Genomic DNA, 23,382 nt, shown 5'->3' on the forward strand with positions numbered 1-23,382 from the left:
CCCATTTAGGCGGGGTTTTTTTTGGCTCTACGATAGCGGCGAGAATGAGAAAGGCTGATCAGCCCTTCTGCAGATTACGAATCAGAAAACTCAGGGCCTTAGCCAGTTCGGCGGCGCCCTTGTGATCGCGCACGATGGTCAGCATTGGGCTGCCGTCGTTGGGGTTGTGCAGCACGCAGCTGATGCCGCTGCTCGGGCACTCGTAACGCACGAAAGGGTCGACGCCAAACAGCGGCACCCGCTGGTTGCGCACAGCAATATCGGTGCCCTGCTGGCCACGGGTTTCCTCACGCAGCAACAGCTCGCCGGACTCACCCTGACGCAGCTGATAGAGCAGGTCCTGGCGCTGCGCCTGACCGACCTGATAGGCGGCGCGCAGGGCGTAGGTTTTCAGCAGATCGTTGCAGTGCGCCAACAGCGCCTGGCGGTCATTCTGGGTCAGATAAAGGCGCTTCAGTTCGAGCAGATAATTGCCCTGTTCGGCACTGCTCAAACCCGTGTCAGGCTCAGCGGCGAACACCGGCGAGGCGGCCATACAGCTGCTCAGCAGCACTGCGGATATTAGTTTTCTTGTCAGTCGCAATTGCATGATGCACCCTTACCCGACGCTATAAATGAAGTGAGTCGATTGCCGCTTCGATCAGCATACTGGAAGCCAGCCACCGAATGAAAAGCCATCCCGATGCCGCGAGTCGTTTAGCGGCCGAGGTTGTGACGCAGTTGCCAGTGCCTTCGCGCCTTGGCTTGCTGCGTTTCGAGCGCTTGAATGAAGCCAGCTGGGCTCTGCTGTACCTCGATTCGGGCTGCGAACAACAGTTCGGCCTGCCGGCTCACGAGCTCTGCTCCCTGCTCGATGCACCCTACGCCAGCCTGATGGAACCCGCGGTTCGCCACCAGTTGCATGACAGCATTGCGCAACAGCTTGCTGAGCGTCGGCACTACAGCGTGCAGTACTGCCTGCACACCCCACGCGGCAGCCTGACGCTGATGGAAGTGGGCGAAGCCTTCAAGCAACGCGGCCGGCACCTGCTACGCGGCTACCTGCTGGTGATGAACGAGCAAAGCGCTCCCTCGCCACAGACCCTCGAACTCTACCAACGTAGCCAAGCCGAACTGCAGGCGCAGCAGCGTCGCACCCAAGCTCAGCAACAGTTGATCGTGACCCTCGCGCGCCATCATTACGGCGACAGCGATCCCTTGCGCGAAGCCGCCGAGCTGATCAGCAAAAGCGCCTGCGCGTTGTATGGCGTCAGCCGCGTCGGCATCTGGAATCTCAATGAGCATGTGCTGCAATCGGTGGCCCTCTACCAACAGGACCAGGGCCGGCATGTCGCCCAGGCGGATATCGATGCCAGCCCCTACCCCGCCTACCTGCAGGCGCTGCACAGCGGCCGTGCCCTGGACGCGCATGACGCCCACCAGGACCCACGCACCTGCGAGCTGAGCAGCAGCTACCTGCAGCCCATGGGCATCACCGCCATGCTCGATGCCAGCATCCGTATCGCCGGTGAAGTGGTGGGCGTTTTGTGCCTGGAACATATCGGCGCACCGCGCACTTGGCAGGCCGACGAAATCGCCTTTGCCGGCGAGCTGGCCGACCAATACGCCCAGGTGCTGACCAACCAGCAACGGCGCTCCGCGACCAATGCCCTGTACCTGTTCCAGCGCGCGGTCGAGCAGAGCTCCAGCGCCTTTATCCTGCTCGACCGCGATGGCCTGGTGGAATACGTCAACCCGAGCTTTACCGCCATCACCCTGTACAGCGCCAGCGAAGTACAGGGCCGCCGCCTGTCAGAAATCCCTGCCCTGGAGAACCTCAGCGACCTGCTGTTCGACGCCCGTTCCAGCCTGGCTGAACACAACAGCTGGCAGGGCGAATTCAAGAGCCGGCGGAAGAACCTCGACCCTTACTGGGGTCAATTGTCGTTGTCCAAGGTGCATGCCGACGATGGCAGCCTGACCCACTACATCGGCATCTACGAAGACGTTACCGCGAGCAAGCAGGCGCAGCAGCATATCGAGCGCCTGGCCTTTCGCGACAACCTGACCGGGCTGGGCAACCGCTACGCCTTTATCCGCTCGCTGGAGAAGCACTTCAGCGAGCACCCGGGCAAACCGATCAGCCTGCTGCTGGTGGATATCGACAACTTCAAGCGGATCAACGACAGCCTCGGCCACCAGACCGGCGACAAACTGCTGGTCAGCCTGGCGCGCCGCCTGCGCAACACCCTGACCCCAAGCAGTGTGCTGGCGCGCTTTGCCAGCAACGAATTTGCCGTACTGCTCGAGGCCAACCAGGCCGACAGCCAGCTGGTGGCGCAAAAGCTGCTGCACACCCTGGACAAGCCGCTGTTCGTCGACAATCAGCTGATCAGCGTCACCGGCTCCATCGGCCTGGGCTGCGCGCCCGAGCATGGCGATGACCCACAAACCCTGATGAAGCACACCGGCCTGGCCCTGCACAAAGCCAAGGCCAACGGCAAAAACCAGCTGCAGGTGTTTACCGATGTGCTGAATGCCGAGGCGCACTACAAGCTGTTCGTCGAGAGCAACCTGCGCCGCGCGCTGATGCAGAACGAGCTGGAAGTCTTCTACCAGCCCAAGCTGTGCCTGAAGAGCGGCCGCCTGCTGGGCCTGGAAGCGCTGCTGCGCTGGCACCACCCGGACAAGGGCATGATCAGCCCAGACAAATTTATCAGCGTGGCGGAAGAAACCGGCCTGATTATCCCCATCGGCAAATGGGTCACCCGCCAGGCCTGCCGCATGAGTACGCAGCTGATCGCGATTGGCCACAAGCCACTGCAGATGGCAATCAACCTGTCGCCCAAACAATTCTCCGATCCGGACCTGGTCGGCGAGATCGCCGCCATCCTTCACGAAGAACAGCTCGACCCGGCCCTGCTCGAACTGGAGCTGACCGAAAGCCTGCTGCTGGAAGCCACCGAAGACACCCGCCATCAGCTCAGCCGCCTGAAAAGCTTGGGCCTGACCCTGGCCATGGACGACTTCGGCACCGGTTACTCCTCGCTCAGCTACCTGAAGAAATTCCCCATCGACGTGATCAAGATCGATCGCAGCTTTATCAAGGACATCCCGGAGAACCAGGACGACATGGAAATCACCTCTGCGGTGATCGCCATGGCGCACAATCTGAAACTCAAGGTGGTGGCTGAAGGCATCGAAACCGCCGCGCAGCTGAACTTTCTCCGCCGTCAGCAATGCGATATCGGCCAGGGCTACCTGTTCGACAAACCCATCGCCAGCCGCGACCTGCTGGAAAGCCTCAAGCGCTATCCAAACCGAGGCTAGCTGTAACAAGCTCGCCCTTTGACGGTCTATGACACACATGCTTCTGCTGAGGAAATGGCTCATGGTTTTGCGCTCGCAAATTCTCGCCCACAAACTCGAACTGCCCACCGCCGAGCAGGCCCTGCCTGGCCGCCCCGAAGCCATGGCAGTGCCGGCTGCGCACTTCGTCAACGGCAATGCGCTGCAGGGGCCATTTCCCGCCGGGCTTGAGCAGGCGGTATTCGCCATGGGCTGTTTCTGGGGCGCCGAACGACGCTTCTGGCAACAACCGGGCGTGTGGAGCACGGCGGTAGGCTATGCCGGCGGCCATACGCCGAACCCGACCTATGAAGAAGCCTGCTCGGGCCTGACCGGCCACACCGAAGTGGTGCTGGTAGTGTTTGATCCGCAGGTCACCAGCTACGCCGCACTGCTGAAAGTGTTCTGGGAGGCGCATAACCCAACCCAGGGCATGCGCCAGGGTAACGACACGGGCAGCCAGTACCGTTCGGCGATCTACTGCTACGGCGCTGAACAGCTGGCGGCAGCAAAGAGCACGCAGGCGCAGTTCCAGGCCGAATTGAGTAAAGCCGGTTTCGGCGCCATCACCACCGAAGTGCGCGAGGCGCCGCCGTTCTACTACGCTGAGGCCTATCACCAGCAGTACCTGGCGAAGAACCCCGGCGGCTATTGCGGCCTGGGCGGCACGGGAGCCTGCCTGCCGGGCTGATAGAGAGGAGATAGCACGATGGAACTCAGCAGCCTGACCAATCAGGTGTCGACCCAGGCAGCGGCTCAGGCCTCTGCCCTGGCCTCACTGCTGTTGCTGCGCAAAACCCTGGAACTGCAGGCTGCCAGCATCGGCGGCCTGGTGCAGGCCGCCACGCCAGCCAGCACGTCGAGCAATCCGCCCAATCTGGGCAATAGCGTCGACGTGATGATTTAGCCAGCCACATCCGCCGCCGCACTGCCATCGGCGGCAGTTTCCGCCTTCCAGCTTTTCAATAGCTTACCCACCTTGTAGCCGCGCCAGCCGAGCATGCGCGAGGCCGTCAGCACGCCAGCCATCAGCGCGCCACCAACCCCGGCGGTCACCGTATCGGCGCCGGTCAGATAGAGGCCTTTGATCGGCGTCTGGCTATGAATCCAGTGCTGCTCGAAGCGTTCTACCGTGTGGTCGATGCCATAGATCTCGCCCTGCTCGTTCCACTGATACCACTCGGTGGACAGCGGCGTGCCCAGCTCGCAGAAATCCAGCGCGCCGCGCAGTTGCGGCTGATGCTGGTAGAGGGTTTCCAGCAACTGCGCAGTCAACTCGGCCTTGAACGCCTCGTAGTCGGCGCCGCGCTTGCCCCAGGTCGTGCCCTTCCACTTGGCGAACCACTGCGGCTGGGTCGGCGCGACGATTTCCACCGTGGCCTTGTTCGGGTAATGGGCATCCCAGGCCGGGTCCTTGGCCGAGGGGAAGCTGATGTAGATCAGCGGCATCGCCGGATTTTGCCCGGCCATAAAGCTGCTGACGTTGTGGTCGTGATCATGGGTCGGATAGACCCAGTAGTTGGTCTTCGGCAACTTCAGCTCGGCGGCGCTGCCCTTGAAACCGGCGTACAGACACAGGGTGGCGGCCGATAATTTGACCTTGGGCAGTTGCTCCAGCAGGCCATGTTCGCTGGCCACCTGATGGTCGAGCAGGCGGGTATAAGTCGGCACCAGGCCGGCGCAGCTAACGATCTGCGGCGCGCGGATCTCGAAGCCATCCTTCTGCATGCGTACGCCGACCGCGCGCCCGTTCTCCACCAGGATCTTGTCGACCCCGGCATAGGTGAACACCTGGCCGCCGGCCGCTTCGATCACCGGGATGATGGTTTCGGAAATCTTCGTCGCGCCGCCCACCGGGTAGTTGCCGCCGGTGATGTAGTGCTTGGCGACCATCGCGTGCATAACGAAGGCGGCTTCGGCCGGTGGCAGGCCGTAATCGCCCCACTGCGCGGTGAGCACGCCGATCAGTTCCTGGTTGTCGGTCAGGCCTTCGAGCACTTCGCGGGTGGTCTTGAAGAAGTAATCCGGCAGCCACAACCGCCGCAGTTTGCTATAGAGCATGCCCAATGAACGCGGCAGCGCCTGGCCGGCGAAGAAGCGCGGCACCTTGGCGCTGACCTCGCTGAGCAGGTCGACGTAACGCTCAAGCACCGCAGTTTCCCCCGGGAAATGACGCGCCATCTCCGCCTTGAACTCCTCACGCCCGGCCACGTAGTCGTAGGTCTGCTCGCCGATCACGATACGGTCGTAGTGAGCATCCATCGGTGCCCACTGCAGCTTGCCATCGCTGATCACATCGAACACCCGACGGATCGCCGACCAGGGTTTGTGCACCTCGCCGATATAGTGCACCCCCACATCCCACTCGTAGCCTTCGCGCTCGTAGCTGTGGGTGTAGCCGCCGGCGGTGTAGTGCTGTTCCAGCACGCACACGCGCTTGCCGAGCTTGGCCAGCAGCGCGGCGGTGGTCAGGCCGCCGATACCGGAGCCGATGATGATGGCGTCGTAATCACCCTGAACCAGGCGCGGACGGAAGCGGGTACCGGTGCGTTTCATGGGGAGCTCCTGCGTTATTCTTGTTATGCAATTTTTTGCATACTAGCCAGCGACTGGAGTCCATGCAACTTTTTGCATAATCCGTATACTGCGGCGCACTTCTAATAGCAGCCGGTGAAACCCGCTTATGTCGCTCAAGCACGCCATCCTTATCCTCCTGGAAAGCGAACCCGGCAGCGGCTACGACCTGCTCAAGCGCTTCAAGGATGGCCTCGGTTACTTCTGGAACGCCAAGCACCAACAGGTTTACCTGGAGCTGAAAAAGCTCAGTGAAGCCGGCTGGCTGGAATTCGAGGCGCAGGCCCAGGACACCCGCCCGGACAAGAAAAACTACCGCCTGACCCCGGCCGGCCACGCCGAGCTGCTGCGCTGGCTGGGCGAACCAGTGCAGCCGAACAAGATCAACGATGCACTGCTGGTCAAACTCTATGCCGGCGCGCACACCTCGACCGCCAACCTGCGCGAGGAAATGCAGCGCCATGTGGCCGTGCACCGCAAAACCCTGGACAGCCTGCTGAGCATCGAGCGTGACTACCAGGCCCTGCCAGATGAGCAACGCCAGGCACTGCGCCTGCCCTACCTGACCCTGCGTCGCGGCATACTCGGCGAACAGTCCTGGCTGGCCTGGGCCGATGAAGTCGAACAGGAACTGCGGAAAAACTAAGCCCCGCAGAACTAATTGCAGATTACTGCCAGGTCATAGGCAAACCGCTAGACTGCAAGCCAATAGCCACCAGTGCCGATACCCGCATGCCTGCGACCTCCGCCTACATATCCCCCGATCAGCTGTGCGTCGGCCTGTATATCCAGCTCGAACTGGCCTGGTGGGAACACAACTTTGCCTTCAGCAACTTCAAGATCAAGGATGAAGCGCAGATCAGCGCATTGCGCGCCCTAGGCCTGGAGCGCCTGCGCTATGACCCGGCGCGCAGCGATTGCCCGCCCCTGGCCACCAGTCCCGCTCCGCTTGCGGCCGAGCCCGTAGCAGCGCCGATGCCCAGCCCGGCCGAACAGGCCAGCCTGGCCCGGGCGGAAAAGCTCAAGGCGCTGCGCAAGCGCCTGGCCGAGGTCGACCGCAAGTTCGTCCAGGCCAGCCAGCAGGTCAAGACACTTAACCAGACGCTGCGCAGCCGTCCGGAAGATGCCATCAAGCAGGCCGGAGAGATTGTCGGTGCGATGGTCGAAACCCTACTCGGCGGCAGCGGCGTGGTGCTGCACAGCATCAACAGCAAGGCCGCCGAAGACAGTTACTTTCACTCATTGAACGTCACGGTGCTGGCCTTGCTGCTCGGTCGCCAACTCGGCCTGGACAGCGAGGACTGCCATATCCTCGGCCTCGGCGCGTTGCTGCACGATGTCGGCAAGCTGGAAGTGCCAAGCAAGGTGCTACTGAAAAGCGAGCCACTGACCCGCCCGGAACAACAGCTGCTGCAACTGCATTGCGAGTTCGGCCTGCGCATGGGCCAGAAGCTGATGCTCGACGACGAAGTGCTGCGCATCCTCAATGAGCACCACGAGTACTGCGACGGCAGCGGCTACCCGCGTCAGCTGCGCGAGGCCGCCATCGGCCGGTTAAGCCGCCTGGTGTGCATCGCCAACCAGTTCGACAACCTGTGTAACCCGCTCAATCCGCGTGATGGCCTCAGCCCGCACGAAGCCCTGGCGCTGATGTTCAAGCAACATGGCGCGCGCTTCGATGCGGTGGCGCTAAAGGCCTTTATCCGGGTGATGGGCATCTACCCGCCGGGCAGCCTGGTGCAGCTGGAGGATCAGCGCTACGGCCTGATTCTCGGTATGAACCCGAGCCAGCCGCTGAAACCGACGCTGATTGTCTATGACGCCGCCGTACCCAAGAACGAGGCGCTGATCATCGACCTGGAACAGGAGCCGCGCCTAAGCATCGCCGCCAGCCTGCGCCCGGCGCAGCTGCCGCGCGAGGCGCTGGAATACCTCAACCCGCGCCAGCAACTCAGCTACTTTGTCGAGCCCAGCCAAAGCCGTTAGCTGCATCGCTGAAACAGATGGCTCTTATCCACCCTCATTGGCGATATCAAATAGCCTTGATAGAGTGCGCCCCCACACAAAATGGAAGACTTCAATCATGGATGCCCAGCCCTATCAGGCCCCTCAGGCCGACTTGACCATTGCCAGCGTCTTTTGCCGCCAGTGCGGCAGCAAAATTGCCGCCGATGCCAACCAATGCCCGAGTTGTCAGGCCAGTCAAAACCTCAATCCTAAAAGCAGAGTCACCGCTGGCGTTTTGGCGCTTTTTTTGGGCGGCCTCGGTATTCATCGGTTCTATCTGGGGCAATGGTGGGGGGTGTTCTATTTGCTGTTTTGGGGAACAGGGATTCCTTCTGTCGTTTCCCTGATTGAAAGCATCGTGTTTTTCTGCAGCAACGAGAGCAACTGGCAACGCAAGTATGGCAACGTCAGAAGCGGCTCTAGCGCAGTGATGGCGATAGTCTGCGTATTCATATTCGTTGCCGTGATCGGCATCCTGGCGTCCATCGCTATTCCCCAGTACAAGCACTATGTCGAACGCGCCAAGCAGGCGCAGCTTCAGCAGCAACGTTAGCCGCGGCGCATACCCGCCACCGCTATGAGTGGTGTGACGGATATGACGCGTACAGACCTACGGCCCAGTCACCTGGATCAGCCAGCCGGCGCTTCCTCAATCAACCAATCCATACGCCAGCCGCCCTGGCTCTGCCCGAGCAGTTGGGCGAGCCATGGCAGGATCTGCTTGAGTTCATCCTCCAGGCCCCATGGCGGGTTGCTGATCACCAGGCCGGAGCCGTTCAGGCGCGCGGCTTCATCGGTGGAATGTACGTAGAGCTCCACACGCAGCAGCTTGGGCGCCTTGCTCTTCTGCAGGTCGCTGTAGAAGCGCCGCAGCTGGCGCAGGTCCTTGATCGGGTACCAAATCGCTACCACGGCCTGGCGCATACGGCCGATGGCTTCGCTCAGGGACTGGGCGCAGCGTTCCATCTCATCCACCTGCTCGAACGGCGGGTCGATCAACAGCAGCGCGCGCTTCTCACGGGTCGGCAGCAGGGCGCGCGGCACATACCAGCCTTCGCCCAGGTGCACGGCAACGCGGCGATCACCGCGCATATTCTCCTTGAGCAAGCGCCCGTCTTCCGGGTGCTTCTCGTTCAGGTGCAGGCGATCCTGCTCACGGGTCAGCAGGCGCGCCAGCTCCGGTGAGCCTGGGTAATGGCGCAGCTCGCCATCCGGATTCATCGCACGGATCACTTCCAGATAGTCCAGCAGCGGGTCCGGTACATCGGTGGCCTGCCACAGCCGGGCGATGCCTTCCAGCCACTCGCCGGTACGGCTGGCCTGGTCACCGCGCAGGTCATACAGACCGATACCAGCATGGCTGTCGAGGTAGGCAAACGGCGCCTCCTTGCGAGACAGCAGAGCAATCAGGCGACTGAGGACATAGTGTTTCAGCACATCGGCATGGTTGCCGGCATGGAAGGCGTGGCGGTAGTTCATTTGGGCGGGCTCCTGTGGCCGAGCAGTTTAACAGGGTGGCGGCGTTTGCCATGCGCCAGATGGATCAGTACGGTGGCCACTGAGCCGCCTGGCAAGGGAGAACCAACATGCAACTGCAAGACCTACTGGGCACCGAACTGCCCCTGATTCAGGCACCGATGGCCGGCGTGCAGCTGCATGGCTTGGCCGCCGCCGTGTCGAATGCCGGCGCGCTGGGTTCGTTGCCCTGCGCCATGCTCGACGCGGCCGGGTTGCGCAAGGAGCTGCAGGCGCTGAGCGAGAAAACCAGCAAACCCTATAACCTGAATTTCTTCTGCCACACCCCGCCAGCCGCCGATGCTGCTCGCGAAGCAACCTGGCGCGAGGCGCTAAGCCCTTTCTACACAGAGCTAGGCATCGACCCGACGACTATCGCCAGCGGCCCCGGCCGATTGCCGTTCAGCGCCGAGATGGCCGACCTGCTTGATGAGTTTCGACCTGCGGTGGTGAGCTTTCACTTCGGCCTGCCCTCGGCCGAGCTGCTGGCACGGGTTAAAGCCTGCGGGGCCAAGGTGCTCAGTTCGGCGACCACGGTGGCGGAAGCGCTGTGGCTGCAAGCCAACGGCGCCGATGCAATCATCGCCCAGGGCCTGGAAGCCGGCGGCCATCGCGGCATGTTTCTCACCGATAAGTTGAGCAGCCAGCTCGGCACCTTTGCCCTGCTGCCGCAGATCGTCCAGGCTGTGCGCTTGCCGGTGATTGCCGCCGGCGGCATTGCAGATGCCCAAGGCGTGCGCGCCGCCATGGCCCTCGGCGCGGCCGGGGTGCAGATCGGCACAGCCTACCTGTGCTGCGATGAGGCCAGCACCAGCGCTATCCACCGCGCCGCCCTGCACAGCCCGGCCGCGCAGCACACGGCGCTGACCAATCTGTTTAGCGGTCGGCCGGCACGCGGCATCGTCAATCGGCTGATGCGTGAGTTGGGGCCGATTAGCTCACTTGCGCCGGAGTTCCCTCTGGCCACCGCGGCCATTGCGCCGCTACGGGCCAAGGCGGAAAGCCAGGGCAGCGGCGACTTCTCGCCGCTGTGGGCCGGGCAGAATGTCAGTGGTTGCAAGAGCATCGGCGCCGCCGAGCTGACAGCCGAACTGGCCCGTGGCTTTGCTAGCTGAGCCTCTATCACGCTTATTGATAGTGCTGGGAGCCACGCGCGCGGCTGCTTAGAATCTGTTTCGGATCTCGCGAGCTAGAGCGAGACAAGGCAAAAACAGGCGAGGAAGCGGAGTTTACGAGCTGTAAATGAGCATTCCGAGCCTGTTTTTAACGCAGTATCGCCGACGCGCAGCAGAGCCGAGACAGGTTCTAGACTCGGCGCATCGCCACCGGAGGCACACCCATGTCCGAGTCCCTGCTCAGCTCCCGCAACCTGGCCTTCGAGCTCTACGAAGTGCTGGACGCCGAAGGCCTGACCCAGCGCGAGCGCTTCGCCGAGCACAGCCGCGAAACCTTTGACGCGGCCATCGACACCGCCCGCAGCATCGCGGAAAACCTGTTTGCCCCGCACAACCGCAAGAACGACGAGCACGAGCCGGAGTATGTCGACGGCGCAGCGGTGCTGATCCCCGAGGTCAAACCGGCGGTGGACGCCTTCCTTGAGGCAGGCTTTCTCAATGCCACCCGCGAGTTCGACGTCGGCGGTATGCAGCTACCCAACCTGCTATCGCAGGCCTGCTTCGCCCACTTCCAGTCGGCCAACGCGGCGACCACCTCCTACCCGTTCCTGACCATGGGCGCGGCCAACCTGATCGAAACTTTCGGCAGCGATGAGCAAAAGCAGCGCTTTCTGCAGCCGATGATCGACGGGCGCTTCTTCGGCACCATGGCGTTGACCGAGCCGCACGCTGGCTCCTCGCTGTCGGATATCCGCACCCGCGCGGAACCTGACGAAGACGGCACCTACCGGCTCAAGGGCAACAAGATCTTTATCTCCGGTGGCGACCATCCGCTGTCGGAAAACATCGTGCATATGGTCCTGGCCAAGCTGCCGGACGCCCCCGCCGGGGTGAAGGGCATTTCGCTATTTATCGTGCCGAAGTTTCTGGTCAACGATGACGGCAGCCTGGGCAAGCGCAACGACGTGGTACTGGCCGGCCTGTTCCACAAGATGGGCTGGCGCGGCACCACCTCCACCGCACTTAACTTCGGCGATAACGGCGACTGCGTCGGCTATCTGGTCGGCAAGCCGCACCATGGCCTGGCCTATATGTTCCAGATGATGAACGAAGCGCGCATCGGCGTCGGCATGGGTGCGGTGATGCTCGGCTACGCCGGCTACCTCTACTCGCTCGACTACGCCCGCCAGCGCCCGCAAGGTCGTCTGCCCGATGGCAAGGACCCGGCCTCCAGCCAGGTGGCGATCATCGAGCACGCCGATGTGCGGCGCATGCTGCTGACCCAGAAAGCCTATGTAGAAGGCGCTTTCGACCTCGGCCTGTACGCGGCGCGGTTGTTCGACGACACCCAGACCCTGGCGACTGAAGACGAACGCCGTATCGCCCTGGAGCTGCTCGATCTGCTCACCCCGATCGTCAAATCCTGGCCGTCGGAGTTTTGCCTCAAGGCCAACGAGCTGGCCATCCAGATTCTCGGCGGCCACGGCTATACCCGCGATTACCCGGTGGAGCAGTACTACCGCGACAACCGCCTGAATCCGATCCACGAAGGCACCCACGGCATCCAGTCCCTCGACCTGCTCGGGCGCAAGGTCTCGATGAACGGCGGTGCGGCGCTCAAGCAGCTGCTCAAGCTGATCCACGGCACCTGCCAGCGCGCCGAAGCCCATGCCTCGCTGACCGCCCTGCGCCAGCCGCTGGAGCAACTGCTGGCACGCCTGCAAACCGTGACCCTGGCACTGTTGGGCGATTTGATGAGCGGCAAGGTCAACCAAGGCCTGGCCAACTCGGCGCTGTACCTCAAGGTGTTCGGCCATATGGTGATTGGCTGGCGCTGGCTGGAACAGGCGATCCGCGCTGAAGAAGGCCTGGCGCGCGGCAACAGTGCCGATGCCGACTTCTACCAGGGCAAGCTGCAGGCCGCACGCTACTTCCTCACCTGGGAAGTGCCGAGCTGCCACCACGACCTGGCCATCCTCGAAGCTCGCGACGATACCTGCCTGAGCATGCAGGACGCCTGGTTCTGATCCCACCCGCGTATCCGTAACCCTGACGCCCCGCTGAACGCGGGGCGTTTTTTTTCAGCGGCAAAACCGGTCTGCGGTTAGAATCTCTGGCACGCGCCATGCATAGTGGCGCACTCAACCAACCCGCACGGAGTACGCGCCTTGGATGCCAGCACCATCAATAACCTGTTTTTGATCGGTGGCTTACTGGTAGCAATGAGCATCCTGGTCAGCGCGTTCGGTTCGCGCTTCGGCATCCCGATTCTGGTGATCTTTCTCGGCGTCGGCATGCTCGCCGGCACCGACGGCCCTGGCGGCATCGTCTTCGACAACTACCCGCTGGCCTACCTGGTCGGCAACCTGGCGTTGGCCATCATCCTGCTCGACGGCGGCATGCGCACGCGGGTATCCAGCTTTCGCGTGGCCCTGTGGCCGTCCCTCTCACTGGCCACCGTCGGCGTACTGATCACTGCCGGCCTGACCGGCGTAGCCGCAGCCTGGCTGTTCGACCTGAGCTGGATGGAAGGCCTGCTGATCGGCGCCATCGTCGGCTCCACCGATGCGGCCGCGGTATTCAGCCTGCTCGGCGGGCGCGGCCTGAACGAACGGGTCAGCGCCACCCTGGAAATCGAGTCCGGCAGCAACGACCCGATGGCGGTGTTCCTCACCGTTACCCTGATCGCCATGCTCGCCAGCGGCCAGGACGGTCTGAGCTGGGAACTGCTGGTGCAACTGCTGCAACAGTTCGGTATCGGCGCGCTGTTCGGCCTAGGTGGCGGCTGGCTGTTGCTCAACCTGATCAACCGCATGGAACTGGCCAATGGTCTGTACCCATTACTGGTGGTCAGCGGTGGCCTGATCATCTTCGCCATCACCACTGCCGTCGGTGGCAGCGGCATCCTGTCGATCTACCTGTGCGGCCTGCTGCTGGGCAACCGGCCGATCCGCTCGCGTCACGGCATCCTGCATATGCTCGACGGCCTGACCTGGCTGGCGCAGATCGGCATGTTCCTGGTCCTCGGCCTGCTGGTCACCCCGCACGAGCTGCTGCCGATCGCCCTGCCCGCGCTCGGCCTGGCGCTGTGGATGATTCTGTTTGCTCGGCCGCTGTCGATCTTCATCGGCCTGCTGCCCTTCAAGGCGTTCCATGACCGTGAACGCGCCTTTATCGCCTGGGTTGGCCTGCGCGGCGCGGTACCGATCATTCTTGCGGTGTTCCCGCTGATGGCCGGCCTGCCGAATGCCCAGCTGTTCTTCAACGTGGCGTTCTTTATCGTGCTGGTCTCGCTGCTGCTGCAAGGCACCAGCCTGCCGTGGGCGGCCAAGCTACTGCGCGTCACCGTACCGCCAGAGCCGGCGCCGGTATCGCGCGCAGGTCTAGACGTTCACCCGACCAGCCAGTGGGAACTGTTTATCTATCGCCTCGGCGCGGAAAAGTGGTGCATCGGCGCGCCCCTGCGCGAGCTGAAGATGCCCGAGGGCACGCGCATCGCCGCGCTGTTCCGTGGCAAGGAGCTGCTCCACCCTTCCGGCAGTACCACCCTGGAAGCCGGCGACCTGCTCTGCGTGGTCGGCCATGAACACGACCTGCCCGGCCTCGGCAAGCTGTTCAGCCAGGCGCCAACCCGCGGTCAGGACCTGCGCTTCTTCGGTGATTTCGTGCTCGAAGGCGATGCCGAACTGGCAGCCATCGCCGCACTCTATGGTCTGCAACTGGAAGGCGCCGAGGGCCAGCTGCACCTGGGCCGCTTTATCGCCCACAAGATTGGCGGCTCGCCGGTAATCGGCGACCAGGTGGAATGGCAAGGCCTGACCTGGACCGTGGCCGCCATGGAAGGGAACAAGATCCGCAAGGTCGGCGTCAGATTCCCCGAAGGGAGTCGCCCAGGACCAGGGCTCTTCCTTTAAGAGCCTGTTTACGACCTGCTGCGCGTCGGCCCTGTTGCGTTAAAAACAGGCTCGGGATGCTCATTTACAGCAGTAAACTCCGCTCCCTCGCCTGTTTTTGCCTTGCAGGGCTCTAGCTCGCGAGATCGTAAACCGACTCTAATAGCCGTTATACGCGGCACAGGCGCTTAGCCAGGCGCCTGTTAAACTCAGCTTCTTTTCGAGCCAACGATCGTTACTATGCCTTCTCTTCGCACTTATCTTGCCGTCGCCCTGCTCGGGCTGTGCCTGAGCGCCCCCTTGCTACATGCCGCCGAGCCGCCGAGCCGCGATGACATACAAAGCAGCCTGGACAGCCTGGCCGATCGCAAGCTGCCGGAAGCCGAGCAGCTGGCCGTCAAGCAGACCCTAGAGAAAACCCTGGCGCTGCTGGATGAGAAAGCCGACAGCGAAAAGCGTCTGGCCGACCTTCAAAAGCAGCTGCAGCAAGCCCCACGCCTGATTGGCGAGGCGCAGCGCGATTACGAACGGCTGAAAAACAGCACGCCCACCCAGGTCAGCCTGCGCTACGGCAAAAGCGCGCTGCCGCAGCTCGAACAGCTGCTGGCCGAACGCAACGCACAACTCAACGAGTGGCAGAAGCAGATCATCGACGCCAACAGCCTGGTGATCACCGCGCAGACCCGCCCGGAGCGCGCCCAGGCAGAAATCAGCGGCAACCAGACCCGCAGCCAGGAAATCAACAACACCCTGAAAAGCGGCCGCGACGCCAGCAAACCTCTGAGCAGCGAGCGGCGTAACCAACTGAATGCCGAACTGGCCAAGCTCGATGCGCAAACCAATCTGCGGCGCCAGGAACTGGCCGGCAACAACCTGCTGCAGGACCTCGGCAACAGCCGCCGCAGCCTGCTGGAAGAGCGCATCAAACGCCTCGAACAGGAACTGCTCGACCTGCAGAACCTGATCAACGAAAAACGCCGCAACCTGTCCGAACAGACCCTCGCCGAACAGTCCCGCGAGGCCGAAAAGGCCGGCACCGACAGCCTGCTGGCGCAGGAAAGTGCACTCAACCTGAAGCTCTCCGACTACCTGCTGCGCGCCACCGACCGGCTCAATGAGCTGACCCGCCTGAACCTGCAAACCAAGCAGCAACTGGACAGCCTGAGCCAGAGCGACCAGGCCCTGGAAGAGCAGATCAGCGTGCTGCAAGGCAGCCTGCTGCTCTCGCGCATCCTTTATAAGCAGCAGCAGGCCCTGCCGACGCTGAAGCTCGACAGCAACCTGCCCGACCAGATCGCCGACCTGCGCCTGTACCAGTTCGAGCTCAACCAGCAGCGCGAAGCCATCAACAACCCCAGCGTGTATGTCGACACCCTGCTCAGCAACCAGGCCAGTGAGCCGAATAACCAGGCGCTGCACACCGACCTGCTGGAAATCATCAACACCCGCCGTGAACTGATCGACCGCCTGAACCGTGAGCTGAACGCTCTGCTCAACGAGTCGATCACCCTGCAACTGAATCAGAAGCAACTGAAAACCACCGCCGACGCCCTGCGCGCCACTCTCGACGAACAGATGTTCTGGATACCCAGCAACAAGCCGCTGGATCTGGAGTGGTTCAAATCCGTCCCGCGCCTGCTGGAGCGGCAGATTGCCGAACTGCCCTGGGGCGCCAACGTGCGCCAGCTGGGTGCCGGCCTGACCGAGCGGCCGCTGCTGTTTCTGCCGTTGCTGTTGCTGATTGGCGTGCTGCTGTGGCGCCGCGGCTACCTGTACCGCAAGCTCGCCGAACTGCATCAGGACATCGGCCATTTCAAACGTGACAGTCAGCTGCACACGCCGATGGCGATCATGCTCAACGTGCTGCTGGCGCTACCCGGCACGCTGTTCCTGGCGCTGTGCGGCTTTGCCCTGCAGATGGACGCCCGCGGGCAGAACGCCAACCTGGGCGAGGCGCTGTTCCAGATGGCCCAGGCCTGGCTGGTGTTCTACACCCTGTATCGCATCCTCGCCGACGGCGGCGTGGCCGAATTGCACTTCCGCTGGGGCCGCTCGCAGGTGGCCTTCCTGCACCGCCAAGTACGCCGCCTGGGCCTGGTAGTCATGGCCATGGTGGCCGTAGTGACGGTGGCCAAACACCAGCCGGCCGGCCTGGGTGATGACGTGATCGGCCTGGCCGTGGTGCTGACCTGCTACGCGCTGATGGTCTGGCTGCTGCACAAGCTGCTGCTCACTGGCCCGGCCCGCGAACATGCCTCGGCCTTCCGCATGCTGATCGGCATGGCCCTGAGCCTGCTGCCACTGGCGTTGATCGTCGCGGTCGGCCTCGGCTACTACTACACCGCGCTGAAACTCAGCGACCGCCTGATCAACACCCTCTACCTGCTGGTGATCTGGCTGGTAATTGAAGCTACCTTCATCCGCGGCCTGGGCGTTGCGGCACGCCGCCTGGCCTACCAGCGCGCCACGGCCAAACGCCTGGCGCAGAGCAAGGACAGCGGCGAAGGCACGGAAACCGTGGTCGAGGAACCGACCCTGGATATCGAACAGGTCAACCAGCAGTCGCTGCGCCTGATCCGCCTGGCCCTGCTCGGTACCTTTATCGCCGGTCTGTACTGGGTCTGGGCGGACCTGATTTCGGTATTCGCCTACCTCGACAATATCGCCCTATACGAATACAGCAGCGGCACCGGCGATGCCGCCACTCTGGTGCCGATCAGCCTCAGTGATGTGCTCGGCGCCTTGGTCATCATCGGCATCACCATCGCCCTAGGGCGCAACCTGCCCGGCCTGCTTGAAGTGCTGGTGCTGTCACGGCTGAAGTTGGCCCAAGGCAGTGCCTACGCCACCACCACCCTGCTGTCCTACCTGATCGTGGCCATCGGCTTTGTCACCACCCTGTCGACCCTAGGGGTCAGCTGGGACAAGCTGCAGTGGCTGGTAGCCGCACTGTCGGTGGGCCTGGGCTTCGGCTTGCAGGAGATCTTCGCCAACTTTATCTCCGGCCTGATCATCCTGTTCGAGCGCCCGGTGCGCATCGGCGACGTGGTGACCATCGGCAACCTGTCCGGCACGGTCAGCAAGATCCGCATTCGCGCCACCACCATCACCGATTTCGACCGCAAAGAAATCATCGTGCCGAACAAGACCTTCGTCACCGACCAACTGATCAACTGGTCGCTCAACGATACGGTTACCCGGGTCATCATCAAGGTCGGCGTAGCCTACGAAACCGACCTGCCTCTGGCGCGCAAGCTGATGATGCAGGCCGCCATCGAGAACCCGCGCGTGTTGCGCGATCCGGAGCCGCTGCTGTTCTTCCTGACCATCAGCGCCAGCACCTTCGACTACGAGCTGCGTTTCCACGTGCGCGAACTGGGCGACCGCAACGCCGCCACCGACGAGATCCTTACGCGTATCGCGCTGACCTTCCGGGAAAACAACGTGGAAATGGCCTTCAACCAGGTCGAGGTGATGATCAAGAACCTGCACGGCCAGGAACTCAACCTGACCAGCGGGCAAATGGTTGCAGCCACTGCGGCGGCCGATGCGCAACAGGGGCAACTGCCACCGACCGCGCCGGCGCCGGCAATCGACCCACAGTAACTTGCCGCCAGGCCCGCTGGTGCGGGCCGCCACCTCACCACTGCCGGGCCGCACCTGCCCGGCTGGAGCCTGACCGTGAAGTCGCTTATCGAGCTGCAGTTCGACAACCGTTTTGCCCGCCTCGGCGACGCTTTCTCCACCCACGTGCTGCCCGAGCCGATTGCCGAGCCGCGCCTGGTCGTAGCCAGCCCAGCCGCCATGGCGTTGCTCGATCTGCAGCCAAGCGAAGCCGACAGCGAGGTGTTTGCGCAGATCTTCGCCGGACACAAGCTGTGGAGCACCGCCGAGCCGCGCGCCATGGTCTACTCCGGGCATCAGTTTGGCGGCTATAACCCGCGCCTGGGCGATGGCCGTGGCCTGCTGCTCGGCGAGGTGGTTAACGAGGCCGGCGAGTACTGGGACCTCCATCTGAAAGGCGCCGGGCAAACGCCTTACTCACGCATGGGCGACGGCCGCGCGGTGCTGCGTTCATCGATCCGCGAATTTCTCGCCAGCGAACATCTGCACGCCCTCGGCATCCCCAGCTCGCGCGCGCTGTGCGTGACCGGTTCCAGCACGCCAGTGTGGCGCGAGAAGCAGGAAAGCGCGGCCATGGTGCTGCGCCTGGCGCCCAGCCATGTGCGTTTCGGCCACTTCGAATACTTCTACTACACCCAGCAGCATGAGCAGCTCAAACAGCTGGCCGAGCATGTGCTGCACAACCACTACGCCGACTGCCTGCAGCAGGAGCAGCCGTACCTGGCGATGTTCCGCGAGATCATCGAACGCAACGCCACGATGATCGCCTACTGGCAGGCCTACGGTTTCTGTCATGGGGTGATGAACACCGACAACATGTCGATCCTTGGCATCACCTTCGATTACGGCCCCTATGCCTTTCTCGATGATTTCGACGCCAAACATATCTGCAACCACTCCGATGACACCGGCCGTTACTCGTTCAGCAATCAGGTGCCGATCGCCCAGTGGAACCTCGCCGCCCTTGGCCAGGCCCTGGTGCCGCTGGTCGATGTAGACGCGCTGCGTGAGACGCTCGGCCTGTTCCTGCCGCTGTACCAGGCGCATTACCTCGACCTGATGCGCAAACGTCTGGGTCTGCTCAGCGCCGATGAAGGCGACGAAGCCCTGGTGCAACGCCTGCTGCAACTGATGCAAAGCAGCGCGGTGGATTACACGCTGTTCTTCCGCGAACTCGGCGACAGCCCGGCAGCGCAAGCCGTGGCGCGCCTGCGTGACGACTTTACCGACCTCGCCGGCTTCGACGCCTGGGCCGCCGACTACCTGGCGCGCAGCGCTCAGGATGGCGACGACCAGGCGCAACGCCGCACGCACATGCACGCGGCCAACCCCAAATACATCCTGCGTAATTACCTGGCGCAGCAAGTGATCGAAGCCGCCGAGCAGGGCGACTACGCCCCGGTGCGCGAGCTGCACGCCGTGCTGTCCCGGCCCTTCGATGAACAACCCGGCTTCGAACGCTACGCCCAGCGCCCACCGGAGTGGGGCAAGCATCTGGAAATCAGCTGTTCATCGTAAAACCGGCCATACGATGCCTGGCATAACAGCCTGTAGATGCCTACTACACTGCAGTTCACTTCGCTCGCACTCCTCCCTGCGAGCATTCCAAGGAAGCGAACTGCATGGCAGCTCCGACAATACGTAACCTGTGGCTCAGAGTCCTGATCTGCTGCGTATCGATATTGCCTGTCATCAGCCATGCCGCAGCGCAGGAGTTGCTCGACAGCACCTACAAGGTCGCCTTTTACGAAGCTGGCTACCTTTACTCAAACGGCGCCGGCATCGACAAGGACGTGATCGATGAGCTGAAAAACAGAGGCGGTTACAGCTTCGACTACATCGAACGGCCCCGCGCACGCATATGGAAGGGGCTCGAGGAGGGTTCGCTGCCCATGAGCGTATCCGGCATCAGAACGGCCGAGCGCGATAAGTTTGCCTTCTTCATCCCCTACATCGCGCAGAAGAACATGGCGTTGGTCACCGATGCCAAATACGCCACCGCCGACCGTTTGATCGAGGATGAACGCGCGACTGCCGCGGTTGTTCGCGGCTTTAAACACGGCGACTATTTCGATGGCCTGATCGACACCCTGCGCACCAAAGGCCGCGTGCATGAAGTACCGACGATTCACAATCTGTTCCTCATGCTCAAAGCCGGTAACCGGGTAGACCTGATCGTTTCTCTGCCGGTTTTTTATGCCAAAGAACTGAATGAACTCGGGCTCAACAACAGCGTTATCGTCCACGACTGGGAACCCGAGCGCGCGCCGATTGCGCACAATCTGATCCTGAGCAAGGCGCACTTCTCAGAACAGGCCTACCTGAATATGAAAGGCCTGATTGACGAGATGAAAGCCGATGGCACGCTGCGGGGCATATTCCTCAAATACCTGAGCCCGCAACAAACCGATCAGGCCCTCAACTTCTAGCGCAGTGCCAACATCCACTCCAGCCCCATGGTCACATGCAGCTCGGTGCTGTCGAGCAGCGGCAGCGGGGCATCCAGGCCATCGAGCAACAAACCAATCTCGGTGCAGCCGAGGATGGCCACCTCGGCGCCCTGCTCCTGCAGGGCGCGCAAACAGTCCAGATAGAACGCCCGCGCCTGCGGCAGAAACTGGCCCTGGCACAGCTCGGCAAAGATCACCCGGTCGATTTCCGCCATCTGCGCCGCGTCCGGGGTAATTACCTCAATCGCGAAGCGCTCGGCCAGGCGTTGGCGGTAGAAGTCTTCTTGCATGGTAAAGCGCGTGCCAAGCAAGGCCGCGCGGCGCACACCGTGACGCTGCAGGGCTTGGCCCACGGCATCGCCGATATGCAGCAAGGGAATATCCACCGCCGCTTCGATAGCCGGTGCCACCTTGTGCATGGTGTTAGTGGCCAGTAGCAAGGCCGTTGCCCCAGCCTGCTGCAAGCCTTGCGCGGCCTTGACCAGTAGCTCACCTGCGGCCTGCCAGTCAGCGCGGCGTTGCAGCTCGGCGATCTCGGCAAAGTCCACCGAATGCAGCAGCAGCGGCGCCGAATGCAGGCCGCCCAACTGTTCGCGCACGCCCTGATTGAGCAAGCGGTAATAGCTGGCCGTGGACTCCCAACTCATGCCACCCAGAATGCCTAGCTGACGCATATCCCCTCCTGCTCGATAAAGCCTTGAGCCTAATCCGCCACAGCCCCAGCGCACAGGCACAGTGCGCGGCAGAGCGGTCGGTACAGCCTTATCTATTAAATCGAAAAGGCATATAAACCTTTCCAAACATTCTTAGACTCTCTAAGCAGCAACCCTTATCTTCTCCGCCTTGCGTGGCCGCGCCGTCTGGATTCGCCGCGCCCGATACCTCACACGAGATTCGCACGCTAAGGATGTTCATGTTCTGGGACTCTCTTCCCCTGCCCCTGCTGTTTGTCGGTGCCCTGCTGATCTGGGTGCTGTACGCCTTTGTGCGCGAGAAGTGGAGCCCGGACATCGTCGCGGCCATCGCCGTGGCGGCGCTACTGATTACCCAGCTGCTGACGCCTGGGGAAGTGCTCAGCGTGCTGAGCAACTCGGCGCCAGTGACCATCGCCTGCATGTTCGTGCTCTCCGCCGCGCTGGAGCGCACCGGCTGCATCGATGCCCTGGGCAACTGGCTGGGCGACCTGGTTGGCACCAGCCCGATCCGCGTGCTCACCGGCCTGACCGTTACCGCCCTGGTGATTTCCGCCTTCCTGAATAACACCCCGGTAGTGGCCATTCTCACCCCGGTGGCAATTTCCCTGGCACGGCGCGCCGGCACGCTGCCGTCGAAACTGCTGATTCCGCTGTCCTACGCCACCATCCTCGGCGGCACCCTGACCATGATCGGCACCTCGACCAATATTCTGGTCGACGGCGTGGCGCGCAAGGCCGGCCTTGAACCCTTTGGCATGTTTGAAATTACCGGTGCCGGCCTGATCATGGCCGCCTTCGGCATGGCCTACCTGCTGACCATCGGCCATCGCCTCTTGCCCGAGCGCGAAACCCTGTCCAAGCAACTGCGCCCGAACCTCGACCGCACCTTTATGACCGAGTTGCTGGTGCCGCATGACTCGCCCGTAATCGGCAAGACCCTGCACGAAGCCAACCTCAACGGCGGCAGCGGCTTACAGGTGTTGAAGATCTTCCGCGACGAGCAGGAGCTCACCGAGCCGGCCCACGATACCCTGCTGCTCGCCGGCGACCAACTGGTGCTGCACGGACAGGTCAAGGATGTGGTGGAGCTGCGCGAAAGCGGCCACCTGACGTTCAACCGCAGCGACGCCTTCGAAACCATCAGCAGCCACGACGTGATCCTCGCCGAGGCGATAGTCGGGCGTAACTCGCGCTACAGCCACCGGCCGATGCGCGACCTCGACCTTACCGCGCGCTACGGCATCGCCGTGCTCGCCGTGCACCGTCAGGACGAGAACATCCAGGGCAACCTGGATGACTTCGAACTGCAGTTCGGCGACGTGATGCTGGTCGAAGGCACGCCGACGCAGATCAAGCGCTTTGCCGACAACGGCGAGCTGATCAGCCTCAACGCTGTGCAGGAACGCGCCTTCCGCCGCGACAAGGCGCCGATTGCGATCATCGCCACCATGGCGGTGATGGTCCTGGCGGCCTTCGGCGTAATGCCCATTGAGGGTCTGGCGATCATCGGCGCGGTGACTGTGCTGGCCACCCGCTGCCTGGATGTGGAAGACGCCTACAAGGCGGTGGACTGGAAGATCCTCAGCCTGATCTTCGGCATGCTGGCCATCAGCATCGCCATGGACAAGGTCGGCCTGGTCAGCCTGATGGTCAGCAATGTCATGGGCCTGATGCCGTGGGCCGGGCCGCTGCTGATGCTGTCGTTTATCTACCTGTTCACCTCGATCCTCACCGAAGTGCTGTCGAACAACGCGGTGGCCGTGCTGGTCACGCCGATTGCCATCGGTATGGCCCAGCACCTGGGCGTCGACCCGCGCGCCTTCGTGGTCGCGGTGATGTTCGCCGCTAGCGCCAGCTTCGCCACGCCCATCGGCTATCAGACCAACACCTTCGTCTACAACGCCGGCGGCTATCGCTTTACCGACTTTATGAAGGTCGGCATCCCACTCAACCTGCTGCTGTGGGTGGTCGCCAGCTTCGTCATTCCCTGGTTCTTCCCGCTAACACCGGTTTAACAGGCCGTTGAAAACGTAGGCGAGGCAGCCAGCGCAAGGCAAAAACAGGCGAAAAAGCGCAGTTTACGAGCTGTAAATGAGCATTTTGAGCCTGTTTTTAACGCCGCGATGGCAACGCAGGTAGTTTTCAGCGGCCTGTTAGCGGCATAAGCGGCGAATATATCGAT

At 62.5% G+C, this 23,382-nt stretch carries 17 protein-coding genes; 13 read left to right on the plus strand and 4 right to left on the minus strand.

From position 1 onward, the window contains the following. Positions 1-58: 58 nt before the first annotated feature. Entirely contained in the window at positions 59-535 is a 477-nt protein-coding gene (locus ACQ4LH_RS05095; protein WP_430696215.1) for a hypothetical protein, read from the minus strand. Positions 536-666: 131 nt separating this feature from the next. On the opposite strand from ACQ4LH_RS05095, the gene ACQ4LH_RS05100 reads away from it, so the two are divergent. From ACQ4LH_RS05100 to ACQ4LH_RS05110, 3 genes are all read left to right on the plus strand, one after another. Beyond that, the gene (locus tag ACQ4LH_RS05100; protein ID WP_430696216.1) at positions 667-3,309 is read left to right on the plus strand and encodes a putative bifunctional diguanylate cyclase/phosphodiesterase; all 2,643 of its coding nucleotides are present in this window, start codon (positions 667-669) and stop codon (positions 3,307-3,309) included. Positions 3,310-3,370: 61 nt separating this feature from the next. After that, positions 3,371-4,018, plus strand: coding sequence for a peptide-methionine (S)-S-oxide reductase MsrA (gene msrA, locus ACQ4LH_RS05105; RefSeq protein ID WP_430696217.1), 648 nt, complete (start codon positions 3,371-3,373; stop codon positions 4,016-4,018). 18 nt (positions 4,019-4,036) lie between these two features. After that, positions 4,037-4,234: a putative motility protein gene (locus ACQ4LH_RS05110; RefSeq protein WP_430696218.1), complete on the plus strand. Its 198-nt coding sequence runs from the start codon at positions 4,037-4,039 to the stop codon at positions 4,232-4,234. Here ACQ4LH_RS05110 and ACQ4LH_RS05115 read toward each other — a convergent pair. Next, positions 4,231-5,883, minus strand: a complete 1,653-nt coding sequence (locus ACQ4LH_RS05115; protein WP_430696219.1) for a phytoene desaturase family protein — start codon at positions 5,881-5,883, stop codon at positions 4,231-4,233. The genes ACQ4LH_RS05110 and ACQ4LH_RS05115 overlap by 4 nt on opposite strands. Before the next feature lie 127 nt (positions 5,884-6,010). Here ACQ4LH_RS05115 and ACQ4LH_RS05120 point away from each other — a divergent pair, with 127 nt between their 5' ends. From ACQ4LH_RS05120 to ACQ4LH_RS05130, 3 genes are all read left to right on the plus strand, one after another. Next, positions 6,011-6,547 (plus strand): PadR family transcriptional regulator, encoded by a 537-nt coding sequence (locus ACQ4LH_RS05120; protein ID WP_430696220.1) that lies wholly within the window; start codon positions 6,011-6,013, stop codon positions 6,545-6,547. 86 nt (positions 6,548-6,633) lie between these two features. After that, positions 6,634-7,887 (plus strand): HD-GYP domain-containing protein, encoded by a 1,254-nt coding sequence (locus tag ACQ4LH_RS05125; RefSeq protein WP_430696221.1) that lies wholly within the window; start codon positions 6,634-6,636, stop codon positions 7,885-7,887. 97 nt (positions 7,888-7,984) lie between these two features. Then, a complete protein-coding gene (locus ACQ4LH_RS05130; protein ID WP_430696222.1) occupies positions 7,985-8,461 on the plus strand; it encodes an NINE protein in 477 nt (158 codons plus the stop codon). Between the two features lie 77 nt (positions 8,462-8,538). Here ACQ4LH_RS05130 and ACQ4LH_RS05135 read toward each other — a convergent pair whose 3' ends face one another. Continuing rightward, on the minus strand, positions 8,539-9,387 hold the full coding sequence (locus ACQ4LH_RS05135) for a 23S rRNA (adenine(2030)-N(6))-methyltransferase RlmJ (protein WP_430696223.1): 849 nt from the start codon (positions 9,385-9,387) through the stop codon (positions 8,539-8,541). 107 nt (positions 9,388-9,494) lie between these two features. Between ACQ4LH_RS05135 and ACQ4LH_RS05140 the strand changes: the two genes are divergently transcribed. The 6 genes from ACQ4LH_RS05140 to ACQ4LH_RS05165 all read left to right on the plus strand — a co-directional run bounded on the left by ACQ4LH_RS05140 (position 9,495) and on the right by ACQ4LH_RS05165 (position 20,484). After that, positions 9,495-10,538 (plus strand): NAD(P)H-dependent flavin oxidoreductase, encoded by a 1,044-nt coding sequence (locus ACQ4LH_RS05140; RefSeq protein ID WP_430696224.1) that lies wholly within the window; start codon positions 9,495-9,497, stop codon positions 10,536-10,538. 224 nt (positions 10,539-10,762) lie between these two features. Further along, on the plus strand, positions 10,763-12,565 hold the full coding sequence (locus ACQ4LH_RS05145) for an acyl-CoA dehydrogenase (protein ID WP_430696225.1): 1,803 nt from the start codon (positions 10,763-10,765) through the stop codon (positions 12,563-12,565). 141 nt (positions 12,566-12,706) lie between these two features. Then, the gene (locus ACQ4LH_RS05150; protein ID WP_430696226.1) at positions 12,707-14,452 is read left to right on the plus strand and encodes a potassium/proton antiporter; all 1,746 of its coding nucleotides are present in this window, start codon (positions 12,707-12,709) and stop codon (positions 14,450-14,452) included. Between the two features lie 219 nt (positions 14,453-14,671). Next, positions 14,672-18,037: a mechanosensitive channel MscK gene (mscK, locus tag ACQ4LH_RS05155; RefSeq protein ID WP_430696227.1), complete on the plus strand. Its 3,366-nt coding sequence runs from the start codon at positions 14,672-14,674 to the stop codon at positions 18,035-18,037. A 75-nt stretch (positions 18,038-18,112) separates the two neighbouring features. After that, the gene (selO, locus tag ACQ4LH_RS05160) at positions 18,113-19,573 is read left to right on the plus strand and encodes a protein adenylyltransferase SelO (RefSeq protein WP_430696228.1); all 1,461 of its coding nucleotides are present in this window, start codon (positions 18,113-18,115) and stop codon (positions 19,571-19,573) included. 104 nt (positions 19,574-19,677) lie between these two features. Continuing rightward, positions 19,678-20,484 (plus strand): substrate-binding periplasmic protein, encoded by an 807-nt coding sequence (locus ACQ4LH_RS05165; protein WP_430696229.1) that lies wholly within the window; start codon positions 19,678-19,680, stop codon positions 20,482-20,484. Here the strand turns inward: ACQ4LH_RS05165 and ACQ4LH_RS05170 are convergent. Further along, positions 20,481-21,179, minus strand: a complete 699-nt coding sequence (locus tag ACQ4LH_RS05170) for an aspartate/glutamate racemase family protein (RefSeq protein WP_430696230.1) — start codon at positions 21,177-21,179, stop codon at positions 20,481-20,483. The two genes, ACQ4LH_RS05165 and ACQ4LH_RS05170, sit on opposite strands and share 4 nt — an antisense overlap. Before the next feature lie 239 nt (positions 21,180-21,418). Here ACQ4LH_RS05170 and ACQ4LH_RS05175 point away from each other — a divergent pair, with 239 nt between their 5' ends. After that, complete coding sequence (locus ACQ4LH_RS05175) at positions 21,419-23,215, plus strand: SLC13 family permease (RefSeq protein WP_430696231.1); 1,797 nt, start codon at positions 21,419-21,421, stop codon at positions 23,213-23,215. The last annotated feature ends 167 nt before the right edge of the window (positions 23,216-23,382 follow it).

Origin of the sequence: Pseudomonas peli (assembly GCF_050563605.1) — a bacterium.
GTDB classification, from domain to species: domain Bacteria; phylum Pseudomonadota; class Gammaproteobacteria; order Pseudomonadales; family Pseudomonadaceae; genus Aquipseudomonas; species Aquipseudomonas peli_A.